Raw genomic sequence first — 19,130 nt, 5'->3', positions numbered from 1 at the left:
TATGCGCTGCTGGGACTAGACAGTGCCGGCATTCAGGCCAGCATCGAGGCTTGGCGCAAACCTGACAAGGCGGGTTGAAGAACGAATAAAGAAGGGCGCCATCGGGCGCCCTTCTTGTTTTACCGCTAACCCGAATTAACCCTTGTAGATTTTCGGGTTGAACACATCCCTCAGCCAGTCACCCAACAGGTTGATGACCAGTACCAGCACCACCAGGCAGATGCCCGGGAAGGCAGTGATCCACCAGGAGCCGGAGAAGATGTAGTTGAAGCCGACGCTGATGAGCGATCCCAGCGACGGTTGATCCACCGGCATCCCCAGCCCCAGGAAGGAGAGCGCCGCCTCACTCATGATGGCATTTGCAACCTGCACGGTAGAGATGACCAGAATGGGTGACAGGCAGTTTGGCAATATGTGGCGGAACATGATGCGCGGGGCACGGAATCCCATCACCTGAGCCGCTTCCACGTACTCTTTCTTCTTCTCAGCCAGCACGGAGGCGCGTACCGTCCGGGCATATTGCGGCCACTCGGCGATGCCGATGATCACCACCAGCATGACGATGGCAAACTCGGAATAGAGCTCGGAGCCAAAGCTGGCCTGGAAGATGGCAGAGATAATGATGGCAACCATCATGGTGGAGAACGACAGCTGTACATCGGCAAAGCGCATCAGCAGGCTATCGATACGGCCACCGTAATAACCGGCGATAAGCCCGATGACGATCCCCAGCATCAATTGCAGGCCCACCGCGAACAGACCGATGCTCAGGGAAATACGGGCGCCATACAGGATGGTGCTCCAGATATCGCGGCCCTGGTTGTCGGTGCCGAGCCAGAAGCGCGCCTCGCCCCCCTCCAGCCAGGAGGGTGGCAGCTCCGCATCCATCAGATCGAAGCTGGTCAGATCGTAGACATTGTGCGGCGCCAGCCAAGGAGCCAGCAAGGCGGCCAGCACAAATACCACGAAGATGGCAAAACTGAACATGGCTACTTTATCGCGCAGGAAATAGTAGACGATGTCGGAATTTTTAAAACGAGCCCAGCGGCTTGGGCTTGCAGTCACAGCGTTAGTCATGCTTACCCCTTGGCAATCAGGTTAACGGTCGGGTTGATGAACCCGTAGAGCAGGTCGACCAGGGTATTGGTCACCACGAAGATCAATCCCACGAAGATCACGTAGGCAGTGATGAGCGGGGTATCGACCCGGTGGATGGCTTCCAGGAACAGGAAGCCGGTCCCCGGCCACTGGAACACACTCTCGGTCAAGATGGTGTAAGCCACCATGGTACCTATCTGCACGCCACCAACGGTAATTACCGGCAGCATGGTGTTCTTCAACGCATGCTGGTAGTAGACCTTGTTGTTATCCAGTCCCTTGGCACGGGCAAACTTCACGTACTCGGAGGAGAGCTGCTCCAGCATTTCGGAGCGCACCAGCCGGATAAACAGCGGCAGCATGATGGAAGAAAGCGACACCGCAGGCAGGATCAGGTGCAAGATGCCGTCCCAGGTGAAGAAACCGGATTCCCAACCCAGCAGGTTATAGGTCTCGCCGCGACCATAAGCGGGCAACCAGCCAAGTTGGATAGAGAAGAGGTACATCAGCATGATAGCGGTCAAAAACACAGGAATTGAGATACCTATGCTGCTCACTGCCATGATGATCTTGGTCGGTATGCTGCGCGGGCGAATAGCGGAATAAACCCCGAGCGGAATAGAGACCATGACGATGATAAGGGCTGCCCCGAACACCAGTTCAAGAGTAGCGACGAGCTTGTCGAGAATCACCTCGAGGGCGGGACGCTTGAAGAAGTAGGATGTCCCCAAATCTCCTTGCACCGCATTTTTCAAGAAGCGACTGTACTTCACCAGGAAGGGATCATTGAGCCCCATCTGATCGCGCAAAGCCTGACGCTGAGCCTCGGAGACAGATTGTCCCACCAACTCACGCAGGGGATCCCCCAGGTTATCCTGGATGGAGAAGGCGACCAGGCTGATGACGAACATCACTATCACGGCCTGATAGAACCGTTTCAGCAGGAATGTAAACATGCTTGTCCTTGACTCTGGCCGATGTCTTGGCACCGGCTTCTGTTAATGGCGGGGGCCACTGTTGCCAGTGATGCCCCCGCCGGTCCTTCTTATGACGCTATTACTTGCCTACCACCAGATCACCAAAGTACGGGAAGTTCATCACGTTGACGATAGGCTTGATGTCGGCATTTTTCTTGGCACCGTAGGCCAAGTTTTCCCAGTGCAGGGGCACATAGGCGGCATCGTCGATCAGCATGGCTTCGACTTTCTGCAGCATGGCACTGCGCTTGGCCGGGTCAGTTTCGGTGTTGGCTTCCATCACCATCTTGTCCGCCTCGGCGTTGGCGTAGCCACCGCAGTTGTACTGGCCCATGCCAGTCTCGGCGCTCTTGGTGAAGGTCAGGAACTCGAAGAAGTTAGCGGTATCTTCGGTGTCTGAGTGCCAGCCGATCAGCTGCATGTCTGCAGCACACTTGTCAAACTCGGGCCAGTACTGGGCCACCGGCATGGTCTTCAGATCAACCTTGATGTTGATCTTGGAAAGCATGGCAGACACTGCCTGGGCGATTTTGACATCGTTGACATAACGGGCGGCCGGGGAGATGAAGCTCATCTTGAAGCCTTGCTCGTAACCGGCTTCCTTCATCAAAGCCTTGGCCTTGGTCAGGTCATACTGAGGTACCAGGGCATCGTTGTGACCGGCGTAGCCTTTCGGGCTCAGCTGACCGGCAGGAGTACCGAAGCCTTTGTTGATCTTCTCGACGATGCCCACCTGGTTGATGGCGTAGTTGATTGCCTGGCGCACACGCTTGTCTTTCAGGGCCGGGTTGGTGGCCTGGTTCAACTCGATAATGATGGCGCGCGTACCGGACAGGGTCACCAGCTGGGTGTCCTTGCCCTTCTGGACGCGTTCTAGATCGTTCGGGGCAACCGGGTAGATGACATCCACGTCACCACCGAGCAGGGCGGCGACACGGGTCGCATCTTCCTTGATCGGCACCAGAGTCAGGTTCTGAACGTTGCCCTTGGAGGCTTTGTCCCAGTAGTTGGCGTTGCGGGTGTATTCCAGCTTGACGCCCTGCTCGCGGAACTTGACGCTGAACGGGCCGGTACCGGAGACGTGGGTGGAGGCGTAGGAGCTGCCATTCTTGACGATCTCGGCCTTGTCTTTGCCGTTCTCATCCTTGCCGGTGTAGAACTTGGAGTCCATCGGGAAGATGTAGGTCACGGTCTGCAGCACCAGCGGGAATGGCTTGGCAGTGATCAGATCGACAGTGTAGTCATCGACCTTCTTCACTTCGGCGATGGGGTCGAAGATAGCTTTGAAGTCGACAGACTCTTTCAGACGGTTGACAGTCCATACCACGTCATCGGCGGTGAAGTCGTTGCCTGAGTGGAACTTGACGCCCTTGCGCAGATGGAAACGTACTGTCTTGTCATCGATACGTTCAAATTTTTCGGCCAGACGCGGCTCGAACTGCAGATCCTGGGTGTAACGCATCAAGGGATCGAACACCAGGTGAGACATCTCCAGAGTCTGACCGGAGAGCTGCTCCTGCGGATCCAGCGAGGTCGGATCCGAGGCCACGGCGACCTTGATATCGGCGGCAGAGACATTGAAGGCCAAACCGGCCGCAAACAATGCCATTGCAATCTTGGATAATCCTTTCTTCATGTCTTTCTCCATGCTGTTAGCTTTTTATTGACACTCTTTTTGACAACAACCGGCACGCCGGTGCTTTCCTAGCTTGCGATTTCCAGTCCCTCACGGGACATTCCCTTAAACTCCGGCATGAGGGAGATCAGCTTGCGGCTGTACTCATGCTCGGCATTGGTAAACAATTTTTCGGTCTCGGCCACCTCGACCAGATGACCGTGCTTCATCACGCCGATGCGATCGCACATCTGACGGATGACCGGCAGATCATGGCTGATAAACAACATGGTAAGGCCGAGCTCTTTCTGCAAATCCTTGAGCAGATTGAGGATCTGGGCCTGTACCGACACATCCAGCGCCGAGGTAGGCTCATCGCAGATAAGGAAACGGGGGCGGGTCGCCAAGGCGCGAGCGATAGAGATGCGCTGGCGCTGACCGCCGGAGAACTCGTGGGGGTACTTGACCCCGGCGCCGCGGCCAAGACCGACATGATCGAGCAGATCGCTGACGATGCCATCGATCTGGCTCTCCTCGGCCAAGCGGTGAAAACGGATGGGCTCGGAGATGATGTCACGCACCTTCATGCGCGGGTTCATCGAGGAGTAAGGGTTCTGGAACACCATCTGCATCTGGCGACGCAGCGGACGACGCTCGCTCTCGTGCTTGATGGCCGTCAAGTCTATCCCCTCGAAGAAGATCTTGCCGCTGTCGGGCGGATAGAGACCCGTGATAGCACGGGCTATGGTGGACTTGCCGGAGCCTGACTCCCCCACCAGACCGAAGGTCTCCCCTTCAAAAATCTCGAAGTTGATGTTGTTGCAAGCCTGCACGTATTCACGGCGGCTCGGGAAGAAGGAGTCCTTGGTGACGAACTTCAGATCCACCTGCTCGACCCGCAGTAGGGCACCTTCATAGGCGCGCTGGTCCTGACTCTGACCGAGCCAGTGAGTCTTGAGATCGATGCTGGTATCGGGCGCGCTGGCATCTTCGATGTAAGAAACCAGCGGGAAGCGCACCAGCTTCACATCGGAACGGGGTACCGCCGAGATGAGGCTGCGGGTATAAGGATGGGTCGGGGCACCAAGCACCTGCTCTGTGGTGCCAAATTCCACCAGATCGCCGCGATACATGACCGCCACCTTGTCGGTGACGTTGGAGACCACGCCCATGTCATGGGTCACCAGCATGCAGCCCACGTCCCGCTCCTTGCAGAGGGTGCGAATGAGTTGCAGGATCTGATCCTGAATGGAGACGTCGAGGGCCGTGGTCGGCTCATCGGCGATGATGAGCTCGGGATCGCAGGAGAGCGCGATGGCGATAACCACCCGCTGACGCATGCCACCGGAAAACTGATGAGGATACTGCTTGATACGCAACTCCGGGCTCGGGATCCCGACCGCCGTCATCAGCTCGAGGGCCTTGGCGACCGCCTGGCTGTGATTGAGCTCGGTGTTGGCGAGAATGGTCTCAACCAGCTGATGCTCCACGGTAAAGAGCGGGTTCAGCGAGGTCATGGGATCCTGGAAGATAAAGCCGATACGGGAGCCACGAATGGCCCGCATCTCGTTCTGGCTCTTGCCGGAGATGAGTTCACCATTGAGATAGATATCGCCCCGGGCGATATGGCCCGGTGGACTCAGCAAATCGATCACCGCATTGCCGATGGTGGATTTGCCAGCGCCGGACTCACCCACGACACCAACGACCTCGCCCTTCTCGACACAGAAAGAGAGATCCTTCACCGCGGCCAGTACCCCGTAGCGGGAGGGGTACTCAATCCGCAAGTTTTTAACTTCTAGCAAGGACATATTTACCTCTGCGGGGGACATCCGTCCCAAATAATTCTTCCGTAAATCAGCCGCAGATGCTGGTTTGTACCTTGGGCAAACAGTGCTCAATCCATGAGGTAGGGAAACCAGCGATCCGGGCGGGTTTTTTGCATTTTTTTGGAATAACCCGCCAGTAACTTAGACGCTTTGGCCGAAAGAGTAAATGATCTGGATATACAATTTCGCAATACTTTGCGGTGCGTCATGGGCTATCGCCAGCTATAAATCGTGATCTATTGCGCAAAAAGCAGCGAATTAAACTAATTATGGTCTATATAAACAAAGTTGATATGACACAAGCTGTTAACAAGCAGCATAACTGACTAAAGAAGCGGTAGCGTGAAGTGTCGAATGAGTAGTGAATATTTATGTGAAATGATTTTTTGACGGCAGCATCTGCCAATGAACGAAAACCAAACAGTCATATATAAAGAAGGCGCCCCTGGGGCGCCCTACTCCATCTGGCTCAAATCAGCCAATTGGCCAGTAATTGCATACAAAGCAGGGCGAACAGACCCGCGATGACATCATCGAGCATGATGCCGATCCCTCCATGAATGCGGCGATCAAACCAGCTGATGGGCCAGGGTTTGAGTACATCAAACAGCCGGAACAGCAGGAAACCCGCCAAGATCCAGATCCAGCCCGCTGGTGCCGCTATCATGGTGACGCCAAAGCCAATCACCTCGTCCCAGACGATACCGCCATGGTCATCCATGCCGATGGCATCGGTGGCACTCTGGCAAATATGGATGCCGGCCACGAAACCCAGCACCAGCAGGGCGACAAACCAGGGCGTAGAGAGGCCACTCACCAACAGATAGAGTGGAATGGCGACGAGCGTCCCCATGGTGCCGGGCGCCTTGGGTGACAGGCCGGCACCAAACCCCACCGCCAGCAGGTGGATCGGGTTTTTCAGGTTCAGCCTCTTAAGCTCGGGTTTGATCATGTGAGGCATCCCCTCTTTTCAATTGCATCATGCAGATATTCCCAGCCTTGCCAAGCCATCACGCGAAGTGATCCCAGCCTTTCAGATCTAGTTCGACCGCTTGCTCCGCGCGCAGATAATCGATACCCGGCTCACCGGCCAGAATGCGGCCGATACGGCTGAACTTGACCCCACTGTGAGCCAGGGCGGTATCCAGGGCTCCCCGGTGATCTTCGGGCACGGTGAAGCAGAGCTCGTAGTCATCGCCCCCCGCCAGCGCCAGCTGCCAGGCATCTTCCGGGAAGACGGCATCCTGCATCACGGGCGAGAGCGGCAGCAGATCCAAGTCAATCTGGGCTCTGACACCGGATGCTTTCAGGATGTGGCCAAGATCCGATGCCAGGCCGTCGGAGAGATCCAGGGCGCTGTTTGCCAGCCCGCGCAGTGCCTGACCTGCCAGGATACGGGGATGAGGATGCTCCAGACGCGGCAGGACGGCGGCCAGCTGATTCTCGTTGAGATTACGCTTGCCCAGTAGATGAGAAAGCGCCAGGGCGGCATCCCCCAGGGTGCCGGTGACATAGATGCCATCCCCGACCTTGGCGCCGCTGCGCAGCAGGGCCCGACCAGACGGCACGGATCCCTTCACCGAGACGGTGATGGAGAGCGGCCCCCGGGTCATGTCGCCTCCCACCAGGGCCACGTTGTAATATTCGGCGAGCTCGAGGAAGCCCTCGGCAAACCCCGCGACCCACTGCTCGTTGATGGCCGGCAACGTCAACGCCAGCGAGACCCAGCGCGGCTCGGCGCCCATGGCAGCGAGATCGGACAGATTGACCGCCAGCGCCTTGTAACCGAGATCGACCGGGTCCATATCAGGAAAGAAGTGCACGCCACTCACCAGCGTATCGGTGCTCACCGCCAGCTGGGTATCGGCGGGCAGGGTCAGCAGGGCGCAGTCATCTCCAGGGCCCATCACCACGTCCTTGCGGGCGTGGGGGACCTTGAAGTACTTCTCTATCAGCTCAAATTCACCCATACAGTAAAAAGCCAGCGGTTAGGCTGGCTCCTCTCTTAATGCTGTGGAACAGGGATTAACGCTTGTTCAACGTCTTGATGACCTTGTCCAGGACGCCGTTGACAAACTTGTGGCTGTCATCGGCGGCAAACGCTTTGGCCAGCTCGATCGCCTCGTTGATCACCACGCGCGGCGGCACATCATCACGACGAGTCAGCTCATAGGTCGCCAGGCGCAGGATAGCCTTGTCCACCATGTCCACTTCATCGAGCGGGCGGGAGAGGAAAGGCGAGTACACCTTGTCCAGCTCGTTGCAATGCAGGGCAACCCCGAACAGCAAGTCACGGAAGTAGCTCAGATCCACCCCTTTGGTATCCTGATCTATCTTGAACTGCTCTTCGATGTCACCTACGTTTGCCTTGGTCATCTGCCACTGATAGATGGCCTGAGTGGCGCAATGGCGGGCCTTACGGCGCTCGGACGGTTTCAATCTACTTCTCCTCGTTACACGTCCAGTTGTTTCAGGACGTTGATCATTTCGAGCGCACTCAATGCAGCCTCTGCACCCTTGTTACCCGCCTTGGTACCGGCGCGCTCGATGGCTTGTTCTATGTTCTCTGTGGTCAGCACGCCGAAGGCGACGGGAATTTCATACTCCATCATCACCTGGGCCATGCCTTTGCTGCTCTCGCTGGCCACCAGCTCGAAGTGGTAAGTGCCACCGCGAATGACGGTGCCCAGCGCAACAATGGCGTCGTACTTGCCACTCTTGGCCAATCTTTTGATGGCCAGCGGTATTTCGACGGCACCCGGCACACGTACCAGGGTGAGATTGCTGTCTTGCACCTGACCCTGACGCTTCAATACGTCAACGGCACCATCGATCAGGCTCTCGTTGATGAAGCTGTTGAAACGGGCAACGACAATTGCAACGCGCGCCTCTGGGGCGGCGATAATCCCTTCGATAACCTTCATTGGCAATCCTGTAGCTGTGAAGTCAAATGTGGCCGGGGTCAAAAGTGCGCACAGTCTAGCACAACAGACCCACGACAAAAACCATGCCCGCATGGCAGGCACGAGTTTACTTATTCGAAGCCGGAGTCTCGTTTACTCGCCGACGTATTCAACGACCTCCAGGCCGAAACCGCCGAGCGCATGGTATTTTTTCGGCGAGCTCAGGAGTCGCATCTTGCCGACCCCCAGTGCCTTGAGGATCTGGGAGCCCACGCCGACCCGGCGCGAGGTGCCCTGCCACTTGGCACCTTCCGGCTGCAACCCTTTATCCGCGGCCTCGAAGCCTTTGACCCGGGCCAACAGCTCATTGCCATCGGCTTCAGCTCCCAGGATCACCAGCACGCCGCCATCGGCCGCGATACGGGCCATGGACTTGGCCAGTGGCCAGCTGCGGGCCGCGTGGCGGTCAGTCAGCAAGAGATCGCTCAGCACATCGTGCAGATGCACCCGCACCAGGGTGGGTTGCTCGGCCTTGACCTCCCCTTTCTTGAGCGCGAAGTGGACCTGATTGTCGATGGTGTCGCGGAAGGTGATGAGATCGAACTCGCCGAATTCGGTGGGTAGTTTGCACGCGGCCACCTGTTCGACTGTGGTTTCATGCTGGTTACGGTATTCGATGAGATCGGCGATGGTACCAAGCTTGATGCCGTGCAGCTCGGCGAACACTTCCAGATCCGGGCGGCGGGCCATGCTGCCATCTTCGTTGAGGATCTCGACGATGACCGAGGCTGCCTCATAGCCGGCCAGACGAGCCAGGTCGCAGCCAGCCTCGGTGTGGCCGGCGCGAGTCAACACGCCACCATCTTGCGCCATCAGCGGGAAGATGTGGCCCGGCTGCACCAGATCGGCGGCCTTGGCATTGGGCGCAACCGCGGCTTGCACCGTCACGGCGCGGTCGGCGGCGGAGATGCCGGTCGTGACCCCCTCGGCCGCTTCTATGGTCACGGTGAAGGCGGTGGAGAACTGGGCGTTGTTGCGGTCAACCATGAGCGGCAGTGCCAGTTGCTTGCAGCGATCCCGAGTCAGGGTCAGGCAGATGAGGCCACGACCGTAGCGGGCCATGAAGTTGATGTCCTCGGGGCGCACACAGGAGGCCGCCATGATGAGGTCCCCTTCGTTCTCCCTGTCTTCGTCATCCATCAGGATAACCATCTTGCCAGCCTTGATATCGGCAATGATTTCCTGGGTTGTGCTCAGCGCCATGGGCTACTCCGTCAAAGGTGATAAAAGCATTAAGACTAGATGGGGGCGGCTGGCCCCGTTTCAATCAGATCGGGCTCACAAAAAACCGGATTGGGCCAACTTCTCCAGGGTCAGGCTGGAGGCCGCAGCCCCTTGTCTGCCTTGGGCGCCGCCTTGCAGCAGCCGCTCCAGATAACGGGCTATCTGATCCACCTCCAGATTGACCCTGTGGCCGGGTTTCCAGCTCGCGATCGTGGTCTCCTGGGCGGTGTGGGGCACTATGGTGAGCCGAAACGCGTCGCCCTTGACGGCGTTGACCGTCAGGCTGATGCCATCCACCGCAATCGAGCCCTTCTCGGCGATGTAGCGGGAAAGCTCCGCTGGCGCCTTGATCCAGTATTCGATGGCACGACCGCAGCTCTGCTTGCTCGCCACTATGCCGACGCCGTCGACATGACCGGAGACCAAGTGGCCGCCGAGGCGCGAACTCGGAGTCAGCGCTTTTTCTAGGTTGACCCTGTCCCCGACTTTTGCCTGGGCAAAACCGGTGCGCGACAAAGTTTCCAGCGAGACATCGGCGCTGTAGCGTCTGTCCCCCAGGGAGACCACGGTGAGACAGACACCATTGGTGGCAATAGAGTCACCCAGCTTGACGTCGCTAAAGTCGAGCCCGGCGGCCTCGACCGTCAAGACCACGTCTTCCCCCTGGCGACGCAGCTCGGCCAGGGTGCCCATGGTTTCGATAATTCCGGTAAACATGGTTTCTACCTCATCTGGCTCAAGCTAGCTTGGCCGTGATCCTGATATCCTGGCCGACCATACGCACATCTTTCAGGGTCAGCTTTGGTGCCTGGAACAGACGATCCAGACCCGGCAACTGGAACATGCCTCTGCCCTCGTCGCCCAGCAGCTTGGGTGCCTGATAGAGCACCAGCTCGTCCACCAGCCCTTTCTCGAGCAGGGCGCCACAGAGGCGCGGCCCCGCCTCGACCAGCACCGAGTTGATCCCCTGCTTGGCCAGCAGCATGAAGAGACTGACCAGATCGACCCGCTCCTCCAGCCTGGGCAGCGCGAGCTGCTGCACGGACTCAGGCCACTCACCTTCACTTTGCAGCCTCGCCAGCAGCACGGGACCAGGGCTTGCAAAGAGCGGCAGATCAGGGGTGATGCGGTTTTGCGAATCGATCACCACCCGCAGTGGCTGGCGCAGGCTCTCCTTGGGATAGGCGAGCTTGACCGAGGCTGGCAACTCATCCCAGCGCACGTTGAGGGAGGCGCCGTCGGCCAGCACCGTCTCGGCGCTGGAGAGCACGGCATCATGACGCGCCCGCAGCCGCTGCACGTCGGCACGGGCCAAGGGGCCGGTGATCCACTGGCTCTCGCCGCTCTTCATGGCGGTGCGGCCATCCAGGCTGGCGCCGAGCTTGACCGTCACCTGCGGGAAGCCGGTGCGCATCCGCTTGAAGAAGCCGGGGTTGAGGGCCTCGGCCTCGGCACTGAGCAGGCCGAAATCTGTCTTGATACCCGCCTCGGAAAGCATGCGCAGGCCACGCCCGCCGACCTGGGGATTGGGATCCACCATGGCGGCAACCACCCGGGCCACACCAGCCTCAATCAAGGCCTCGGCGCAAGGTGGCGTGCGACCATGATGGGAGCAGGGCTCCAGGGTCACATAAGCGGTGGCACCACGGGCGGCCTCACCGGCCCCATGGAGGGCATAGACCTCGGCATGAGGCTGACCGGCACGCTGGTGCCAACCCTCGCCGACGACGACGCCATCCTTGACCAGCACGCAGCCGACGCAGGGGTTGGGGGCCGTGGTATAGCGGCCACGACGAGCGAGTTCGAGGGCCCGGCTCATCCATTGGTAATCATCTTGACTAAACATCTGGGCTCCCGTTCAAAGCGAGAAAATGGGCATTGTCGGTGCGATTAGCGCAGCGCAATCGGACGTTGGGTGGCTTATTTCTCCAGCTTGGCGATCTCTTCGCCAAACTCACGGATGTCTTCGAAGCTGCGATAGACCGAGGCAAAGCGGATGTAAGCCACCTTGTCCAGGCTCTTGAGCTCGTCCATCACTAGGTTGCCCACCTGCTTGGAGGGCACCTCCCGCTCACCCGTGGCGCGCAGCCGCGACTTGATATGGTTGACCCCTTTTTCGATGGCCTCCATGCTCACCGGTCGCTTCTCCAGCGCCCGCAGTATGCCTGCACGCAGCTTGTCCTCGTTGAAGGGCTCGCGCGAGCCATTGGATTTGATGACCCGCGGCATCACCAACTCGGCCATCTCGAAGGTGGTGAAACGCTCATGACAGAGCAGACACTCTCGGCGACGGCGCACCTGATGGCCTTCTGCCACCAGCCGGGAATCGATCACCTTGGTATCAACGGCACTACAGAAAGGGCAATGCATCGGACCTCCGGCGCAAACAAACAGGGCACCTGTCCCAGGGGGCAGGATCTTGGGCGGTCAGTGTAACACGCTCACTCAAAACCGGTAAAAGCCCAGAAAAAACAATGCCACCGCAGATGCACCATAGCCGCATCAGCTAGTGCGAAGCGCCTCTATGACCTCGCCTGGCAACCAGATCACAGTGTTTGCATCCCCCTCGATCAGCGCAACGATGGCCTCTCTCGGGCCGGTTTGCCAAGCCTCAGTCCCATAGAAGGCCGCCTGGGTGCGGTTCAGATGCTCAAGGTCATCGTAGGCCCGCATCAGAAAATAGGCGTCCGGATCATGCAAGGAAGGGCCATGGCTCACCACATCCATCCCCCAGGCGCGGTGCAGGGGCAGGCTCTGCTCGCTGACCAGCTTATGAAAGGCCGCCCGGCTCCCGGCCTTAAGCCGATAGCTCCGGATCTCCAACACTCGCTTCATCACGTATTCTCCTGTTAAAAATGGCGCAGAAAGCCCTATTCAGGGCTACTCCGTCAGCCAGAGGCTCAATCGTCATAGGGCAAGGTGTCGGGATCGCAATCCACATAATCGGGCACCGGATCCTGCTCGAACTGCACCGCATCGATGTGCGTCGCTCCCTGCATCAGCGCCTTGCTCACCCTGTGCATGCCATCCATGACCCTACCCTCGCTATCGAGAATGATGGGATAGGCGAGATCGGCGGCCAGCATCAGCTGGCAGTGCTCGACGATGCTGCGCACCGTGGGTCTGACGCTGCCCTGTCTGTACCAATGCTCGGCATCCAGTTCGGCAATCTGCGCCAGCGGCACAGCTTGCACCGGCAACCCGCGGCTCAGCCTCACCAAGCGGCGCACATCCCATGCCAGCAGGCCTTCCTGGCTATCACGAAAATGGTACTGAGCTCGAATGGACAGGATCGACTCATCGTCGCCGATCCTCATCTGGCTGGGCATGCAACCTCCTCCTGTCGACTATATGATCGCGTCCCATGGTCGGGGCGAATATAGAAAAAACAATGCCACCCGAGGGTGGCATTGGATATCAACCAGCAGAACGGGTCTATCAGGCATAAACCGGCAGACGAGCGCAGATGGCCAGCACTTTCTCACGCACTGTCGCCAGTACGGCGTCATTGTCGTGATTGTCCAGCACATCGCAGATCCAGTGGGTCAGCTCGATGGACTCGGCTTCCTTGAAACCACGGCGGGTGATGGCCGGGGTACCGATCCGCACGCCCGAGGTGACGAAGGGGGAACGCGGGTCGTTGGGTACCGAGTTCTTGTTGACGGTGATGTTGGCTTTGCCAAGGGCCGCATCGGCCTCTTTGCCAGTCAGTTCACGGCCAATCAAGTCCACCAGCATGAGGTGGTTGTCGGTACCGCCGGAGACGATCTTATAACCGCGCTCGATGAAGGTCGCCGCCATGGCTTTGGCGTTTTTGACAACCTGCGCCTGATAGGTCTTGAACTCAGGCTCCAGCGCCTCTTTGAAGGCGACGGCTTTACCGGCGATGACGTGCATCAGCGGGCCGCCCTGGCCGCCCGGGAAGACGGCGGAGTTCAGCTTCTTGTAGAGATCTTCGTCATCGGCGGCGGAGAGGATCAGACCACCACGGGGACCGGCCAGGGTCTTGTGGGTAGTGGAGGTGACTACATGAGCATGGGGTACCGGGTTCGGGTAGACGCCGGCGGCGATGAGGCCAGCCACGTGGGCCATGTCGACGAACAGCCAGGCACCGATCTTGTCGGCGATCTCGCGCATGCGCGCCCAGTCAACGATGCCGGAATAGGCAGAGAAGCCACCGATCATCATCTTAGGTTTGTGTTCAACGGCCAGACGTTCCATCTCGTCGTAGTCGATCTTGCCGGTCTCATCGATGCCGTAAGGAATGATGTTGTAAAGCTTGCCGGAGAAGTTGACCGGGGAGCCGTGAGTCAGGTGACCACCGTGGGCCAGGTTCATGCCCAGTACGGTATCGCCCGGCTGCAGCAGAGCCATGTAGACGGCGCTGTTGGCCTGGGAACCGGAGTGCGGCTGCACGTTGGCATAGGTGGCACCGAACAGTTCCTTGGCGCGCTCGATGGCCAGAGTTTCAACCACATCGACATACTCGCAACCACCGTAGTAGCGCTTGGCGGGGTAGCCTTCAGCGTACTTGTTGGTCAGCTGGGAGCCCTGGGCTTCCATGACGCGGGGGCTGGTGTAGTTCTCAGACGCGATCAGCTCGATATGCTCTTCCTGACGACGGGTTTCGTCTGTGATGGCCTGCCACAGCTGGGGGTCATAGCCTGCGATGGTCATGTCACGTTTCAACATCCGTTTATCTCCTGAAAATCGTTTGCGCGTGGGCGATATGGGGCCCGCGCATTGTAACCGCAGCGACATCAAAGGGACAGTCCGACCACCCAAAAAAATGTTGAATTTATGTAATAAAACCATAGGTAAGCCCCACCACTCCCCGAATGGGGGTTCAGGCTGAGTGCCAAGGCCCCATGCCTGCCTGGATACACAATGCGCTCGGCAGCGGCCGAGCCTGGCGGCAAAGAGAGCGTCAGGGATGGATTGGCTCTGCCAGGATGTCGCAGCAGGCCTGCGCCAGAGGAGAGAGAGGGCGCTCGTGCAGCAGGCAGAGCAGCAGAGGCCGATGCAGAGGGGCGATGGGCAGCGCCACCACCTCGCCGAGCCGGGCAAGATCTCGCGCCACCTTGGCCGAGAGCAGAGCAACGCCCAACCCGGCCGCCACCGCCCGCACTATGCCTTCGCTGTTGCCAAACTCGATCTGGCTGCCGGGGGTTATCCCCGCCTGACGCCACCAGGCCTCGGTCACCTGACGAGTCCCGGAGCCCCGCTCGCGCAAAAACCAGGTCTGCTCACTCAGGCAGGCAGGTGCCGGACAGTCGCCATTGACCAGGGGTGAGTGAGGCGCGGCGATCAGCCAAAGTTCATCATCACACCAGTGACGGGTCTGGATCCTGTCATCGCTCAGGCTGCCCTCCACCAGCGCCAGATCGATGTGGCAATCCACCAGACTCTGGCAGATGAGCTGGGTGTTGCCGGTCACCAGCTTGAGATCGATGCCGGGGAAGCGGGTGAGCAGAGCCGACAGGCAAGGTTGCAGCCAGTAACCGGCGATGGTGCTGCTCGCCCCTATGGTGAGCTGGCCCTTGCGCATGCCGACCCTGGCCTTGACATCCTCCAGCGCCGCCCGCTCTAGGGCGAAGATGCCGCGGGCATGTTCAAACAGGGCCCGACCGCTCTCGGTGAGGCAGACCCCCTTGCGGCCACGACCCATGCCTCGCTCCATCAACGGCAACCCGAGCTGGCGCTCCAGCTCGCTCACGGCCTTGGAGACGGCGGGTTGACTGATATAGAGCGCCTCGGCGGCGCGGGAAAAGTTCCCCTGCTCCACCACGGTGAAGAAGATGCGCAGCAGATGCAGATTGATATTCATAACTTAAAGTTAACCATACTTAATTAATGTGTATTTTTATTATATTAGCGAGCTCTTTATCCTAGCGCCATCCGATTGATATCCCGCTTCGAGGAACTCATCATGCATCACAGTGCCACTCATTCAGACCAACCCAGCAACCGCTTCGCCCCCCTCGGGCAGGGGCAGTGGTGGCTTGGCATCGCGCTGGTCGCCCTCCTCGCCGCCTCCGGCATGGGCCTGGCCGAGCTGCCTCAGGCCCGGAGTCTGGGACTGAGCGCCCTCACCATTGCCATTGTCATCGGCATACTGGTCGGCAATACCCTGTTTCCGCGCATCGCTCACCACAGCGCTCTCGGGGTCGACTTTGCCAAGAACCAGCTGCTGCGCGCCGGCATCATTCTCTACGGTTTTCGCATCACCTTTCAGCAGATAGGGGATATCGGCTGGTCCGGTGTACTGATTGACATGCTGATCATCGGCCTTACCTTCACCTTGGCCCTGCAGCTCGGCACCCGGCTGTTCAAGCTCGACAAGCAAACCTCCATGCTGATCGGCGCCGGTAGCGCCATCTGCGGCGCAGCTGCCGTGATGGCGGCAGAGCCCGTCATCAAGGGACAGGCGCACAAAGCGTCGGTGGCGGTGGCAACCGTGGTGGTATTCGGCACCCTGGCGATGTTTCTCTACCCGCTGGCTTACCCCTATCTGGGGCTGAGCGAGGCTCACTACGGTATCTTCGCCGGCTCCACCATCCATGAGGTGGCCCAGGTCGTGGCCGCAGGCAAAGGGGTGAGCGACGAGGCTGCGGCCACCGCCGTCATCGTCAAGATGATGCGGGTCATGATGCTGGCCCCCTTCCTACTGCTGCTCAGCGCCTGGCTCGGTCGCAGTCAAGGCAGTGACGCCCAGCAAGGGGGGGTAACCATTCCCTGGTTTGCCGTCTTCTTCATCGTGGCGAGCGGGATCAACTCCCTCGACCTGCTGCCCCCCGCACTGGTGGATGCCCTGATCCAGCTCGATACCGTGCTACTGGCGATGGCCATGGCGGCGCTCGGCCTGCGTACCCACCTGGGTGCCCTGCGCCAGGCGGGCATCAAGCCGCTGCTGCTGGCCGCCTGCCTCTTCCTCTTCCTGACGGTCGGGGGCTTTTTCATCAACAAGCTGGTGTTGATGCTCTTCGCCTAAATGGCGGTGATGTCATGACAAAGGGGCCCTGGGCCCCTTTGTGTTATCTGCTTGCGCAGGGTCCATTACCCTGGCGGCTCCTCTGCCCACCCCTGCTCTTGGCGCCAGCGCGCCAGGGTGACCAGCGCCTGAGGCCACTGACTCGCCAGAGCCTCGGGCTCACCCAGCCCCGCCTCCAACTGCTCGCTGAGTGCGGCCAAGGCAATCAGTCCCAGACTGGCGGCGCTGCCCCTGAGCTTGTGGGCGAGTTGACGCCTCGCCTCGCCAGGTGCCGTCATCAGCAGCTCGCTCACCAATGCCTCCCCTTGCTGCTCAAACAACCTCAACATGGTGACGATTCGCTTGGCTCCCAGTTGACGGAGATCCTCATCCAGCATGATCCGCACTGCGGCGAGCTGAGCGGGATCTGGCTCAGCATGGGGGAAATGCGCGGCATAAGACGGCGCCAGATCCCCCTTGGCATGGATCTCGACAGCCGGAGCCGGGAGCGCTGGCATCAAGGCCTCCCCCCCCAGCGGCGCGACAAAGATCCCGGCAATGCTGTCGGCGAGTTCAGCCAACCGCACCGGCTTGCCGACAAAACCGGCAAAGCCGCTTGCCAGGCAGTGCTGGATGTCCTCCGGATACATCTGGGCCGAGATAGCGATGGCGGGCAGAGGCTGGCCATGTTCCTCCTCACTGATGGCGGCGAGATCCTCCCGCAGGCTGATGCCATCCATGTCCGGCAGATTGATGTCGAGCAGGGCCAGATCGAAGGGGCGTACCGTGATGGCGGCCAGGGCGGCGCGACCATCTTCGGCCATCACCACCCGATGACCGAGGCGCAGCAGCATCCCCTCAGCCACCAGCCGGTTGATCTCGTTATCCTCCACCAGCAAGATGTCCCGCGGCTCATTCAGGCAGATGCTGGCCTGCTGGCGCGGCCGCAGCAAGGCGGTGGGCTGCAACGCCAGACTGAACGAGAAGCGGCAACCCTGACCCTGTTCGCTGGCCAGCAGCAGCTCGCCCCCCATGGCGCCAACCAGACGGCGGCTGATGGCCAGCCCCAGGCCAGTTCCCCCCTGATGCCCCGCATCCCGACTCCGCTGGCGAAATGCCTCGAATACCCACTCCTGCTCGCCCGCCGGTATGCCGGGCCCGCTGTCGCTCACGGTAAACAGGATGCAGGGCTGGAGACAGGGCCCCGGACAGCCGAGGGGTGCCAGGGTCAACCGCACCTCCCCGCTGCGGGTGAACTTGATGCCGTTGCCGAGCAGGTTGGCCAGCACCTGACGCAATTTGCCGCCATCCCCCTCGACGGCGCGGGGCAGCTCGGGGGCCACGGACAGGCTGAGGCTCAGCCCCTTGGCCTCGGCCCTTGGCCGAAACAGCGCCAGCAGATCATCGACCAGGGCGTGCAGATCGAAGGGCGCCCGTCTCGCCTCCAGATGACCCGCCTCTATCTTGGAGTAGTCGAGTATGTCGTTGAGGATCTCGAGCAGGGACTCACCGCTCTGACCGATGGCGGCCAGATAGCGTCGCTGACCCGGATCCAGTCCGGTATCTTCCAGCAGACTGAGCCCACCGAGTATGCCGTTCATGGGAGTACGAATTTCGTGGCTCATGGTGGCGAGGAAGACGGATTTGGCGCGATTGGCCTGTTCCGCCTCAGCCCTGGCCTGAACCTGCTTGGTCACCTCCTCGTTGAGGCGAACATTGGCCAGGCTGAGCTGATCGGTGCGCTCCGCAACCCGGGATTCAAGTGCTTGCTGATAGCGCCTGAGCTCGATGGCATTATCGCGAAATACCCAGAGCGCCCGGGCCAGCTGCGCCAGCTCATCCCGCCCGCTGACAGGGGCGAGGGGCTGGGCAAGATCCCCCTGCGCCAGGGCGCTGAGGCGCTGGGTAGTTCGCTGCAAGGGCCAGACGATGCGGCCATAGACAAAACGCCACATCAGCAGCCCGAGAGCCAACAGGGTCAAGGCACCGATCACCCCCAGTGCATGTCTGGTCTGGATCAGCCGCTCGCTAAGTTGCTGCTGGCTCTGTTCGAGGGAGTGGCGGGCGTCATCGACCCGCTCGGCCACACTGCGATTTAACCGATCCATCAACACCTGATTGCTGGCCGAAAGCGCCGCCAAGGCCTGCCCCACGTCGAGCCATTGACGGCGGGTCTGGGCGAGCCGGGCGCCCTTCGCCAGCTCGCCCAGGGCCTCGCTCGCCAACAGGCGTCGGCCGGGATCGGCCACGGCCCCGGCCCTGAGCCGGATCACCGCCAGATCCTGTTCATAGTCAACCATCAAGGCATCGAGACGATGGCGACTCTCGGCACGCCACAACTCCTCGATCCGCTGCTGTTGCATCAGGGTGCGATGGCGCAGCTCCGTCATCTGCTCCAGCCAGTCGAGATCTTGCTCAAGCAGGGTATCAAGCGCCGAGCGGGCGGCCTCCCCC

Annotated in this window: 18 protein-coding genes; 1 reads left to right on the top strand and 17 read right to left on the bottom strand. The window is 60.0% G+C overall.

Annotation, left to right across the window (positions count from 1 at the left end):
* Positions 1–135: 135 nt before the first annotated feature.
* From G113_RS11100 to G113_RS11025, 16 genes are all read right to left on the bottom strand, one after another.
* Positions 136–1,077 carry an ABC transporter permease gene (locus tag G113_RS11100; RefSeq protein ID WP_005901583.1) on the bottom strand — a complete coding sequence of 314 codons (942 nt, stop codon included), beginning with the start codon at positions 1,075–1,077 and terminating at the stop codon, positions 136–138.
* Between the two features lie 2 nt (positions 1,078–1,079).
* Positions 1,080–2,054, bottom strand: coding sequence for an ABC transporter permease (locus G113_RS11095; protein ID WP_005901582.1), 975 nt, complete (start codon positions 2,052–2,054; stop codon positions 1,080–1,082).
* Between the two features lie 100 nt (positions 2,055–2,154).
* Positions 2,155–3,711 carry an ABC transporter substrate-binding protein gene (locus G113_RS11090; protein WP_005901580.1) on the bottom strand — a complete coding sequence of 519 codons (1,557 nt, stop codon included), beginning with the start codon at positions 3,709–3,711 and terminating at the stop codon, positions 2,155–2,157.
* A 68-nt stretch (positions 3,712–3,779) separates the two neighbouring features.
* Positions 3,780–5,501: a dipeptide ABC transporter ATP-binding protein gene (locus tag G113_RS11085; protein WP_005901579.1), complete on the bottom strand. Its 1,722-nt coding sequence runs from the start codon at positions 5,499–5,501 to the stop codon at positions 3,780–3,782.
* Positions 5,502–5,988: 487 nt separating this feature from the next.
* Positions 5,989–6,471, bottom strand: a complete 483-nt coding sequence (locus G113_RS11080) for a phosphatidylglycerophosphatase A family protein (RefSeq protein WP_005901577.1) — start codon at positions 6,469–6,471, stop codon at positions 5,989–5,991.
* Between the two features lie 58 nt (positions 6,472–6,529).
* The gene (thiL, locus tag G113_RS11075) at positions 6,530–7,489 is read right to left on the bottom strand and encodes a thiamine-phosphate kinase (RefSeq protein ID WP_005901574.1); all 960 of its coding nucleotides are present in this window, start codon (positions 7,487–7,489) and stop codon (positions 6,530–6,532) included.
* A gap of 55 nt (positions 7,490–7,544) precedes the next feature.
* On the bottom strand, positions 7,545–7,958 hold the full coding sequence (gene nusB / locus G113_RS11070) for a transcription antitermination factor NusB (RefSeq protein WP_005901572.1): 414 nt from the start codon (positions 7,956–7,958) through the stop codon (positions 7,545–7,547).
* 14 nt (positions 7,959–7,972) lie between these two features.
* Entirely contained in the window at positions 7,973–8,443 is a 471-nt protein-coding gene (gene ribH / locus G113_RS11065; RefSeq protein WP_005901571.1) for a 6,7-dimethyl-8-ribityllumazine synthase, read from the bottom strand.
* 132 nt (positions 8,444–8,575) lie between these two features.
* The gene (gene ribBA / locus G113_RS11060; protein ID WP_005901569.1) at positions 8,576–9,685 is read right to left on the bottom strand and encodes a bifunctional 3,4-dihydroxy-2-butanone-4-phosphate synthase/GTP cyclohydrolase II; all 1,110 of its coding nucleotides are present in this window, start codon (positions 9,683–9,685) and stop codon (positions 8,576–8,578) included.
* A 75-nt stretch (positions 9,686–9,760) separates the two neighbouring features.
* Positions 9,761–10,423 carry a riboflavin synthase gene (locus tag G113_RS11055; RefSeq protein ID WP_005901568.1) on the bottom strand — a complete coding sequence of 221 codons (663 nt, stop codon included), beginning with the start codon at positions 10,421–10,423 and terminating at the stop codon, positions 9,761–9,763.
* 19 nt (positions 10,424–10,442) lie between these two features.
* On the bottom strand, positions 10,443–11,552 hold the full coding sequence (gene ribD, locus G113_RS11050) for a bifunctional diaminohydroxyphosphoribosylaminopyrimidine deaminase/5-amino-6-(5-phosphoribosylamino)uracil reductase RibD (protein ID WP_005901566.1): 1,110 nt from the start codon (positions 11,550–11,552) through the stop codon (positions 10,443–10,445).
* Between the two features lie 74 nt (positions 11,553–11,626).
* Complete coding sequence (gene nrdR, locus G113_RS11045) at positions 11,627–12,076, bottom strand: transcriptional regulator NrdR (RefSeq protein ID WP_005901565.1); 450 nt, start codon at positions 12,074–12,076, stop codon at positions 11,627–11,629.
* A 132-nt stretch (positions 12,077–12,208) separates the two neighbouring features.
* Positions 12,209–12,541: an NIPSNAP family protein gene (locus G113_RS11040; RefSeq protein WP_005901563.1), complete on the bottom strand. Its 333-nt coding sequence runs from the start codon at positions 12,539–12,541 to the stop codon at positions 12,209–12,211.
* A gap of 65 nt (positions 12,542–12,606) precedes the next feature.
* Complete coding sequence (locus tag G113_RS11035) at positions 12,607–13,035, bottom strand: ParB N-terminal domain-containing protein (RefSeq protein WP_005901561.1); 429 nt, start codon at positions 13,033–13,035, stop codon at positions 12,607–12,609.
* A 109-nt stretch (positions 13,036–13,144) separates the two neighbouring features.
* Positions 13,145–14,398 carry a serine hydroxymethyltransferase gene (gene glyA, locus G113_RS11030; protein ID WP_005901560.1) on the bottom strand — a complete coding sequence of 418 codons (1,254 nt, stop codon included), beginning with the start codon at positions 14,396–14,398 and terminating at the stop codon, positions 13,145–13,147.
* 235 nt (positions 14,399–14,633) lie between these two features.
* The gene (locus tag G113_RS11025) at positions 14,634–15,533 is read right to left on the bottom strand and encodes a LysR family transcriptional regulator (protein ID WP_005901559.1); all 900 of its coding nucleotides are present in this window, start codon (positions 15,531–15,533) and stop codon (positions 14,634–14,636) included.
* A 102-nt stretch (positions 15,534–15,635) separates the two neighbouring features.
* Here G113_RS11025 and G113_RS11020 point away from each other — a divergent pair, with 102 nt between their 5' ends.
* Entirely contained in the window at positions 15,636–16,697 is a 1,062-nt protein-coding gene (locus G113_RS11020; protein WP_005901558.1) for a YeiH family protein, read from the top strand.
* A gap of 65 nt (positions 16,698–16,762) precedes the next feature.
* Here G113_RS11020 and torS read toward each other — a convergent pair.
* Positions 16,763–19,130: TMAO reductase system sensor histidine kinase/response regulator TorS (torS, locus tag G113_RS11015; protein ID WP_005901557.1), on the bottom strand; the 2,368-nt coding region annotated here is incomplete at its 5' end.

It is taken from the genome of Aeromonas molluscorum 848 (assembly GCF_000388115.1).
GTDB classification, from domain to species: domain Bacteria; phylum Pseudomonadota; class Gammaproteobacteria; order Enterobacterales; family Aeromonadaceae; genus Aeromonas; species Aeromonas molluscorum.
Note: the sequence above shows the minus strand (reverse complement) of the source record. Positions and strands in the feature narration are given on the sequence as shown.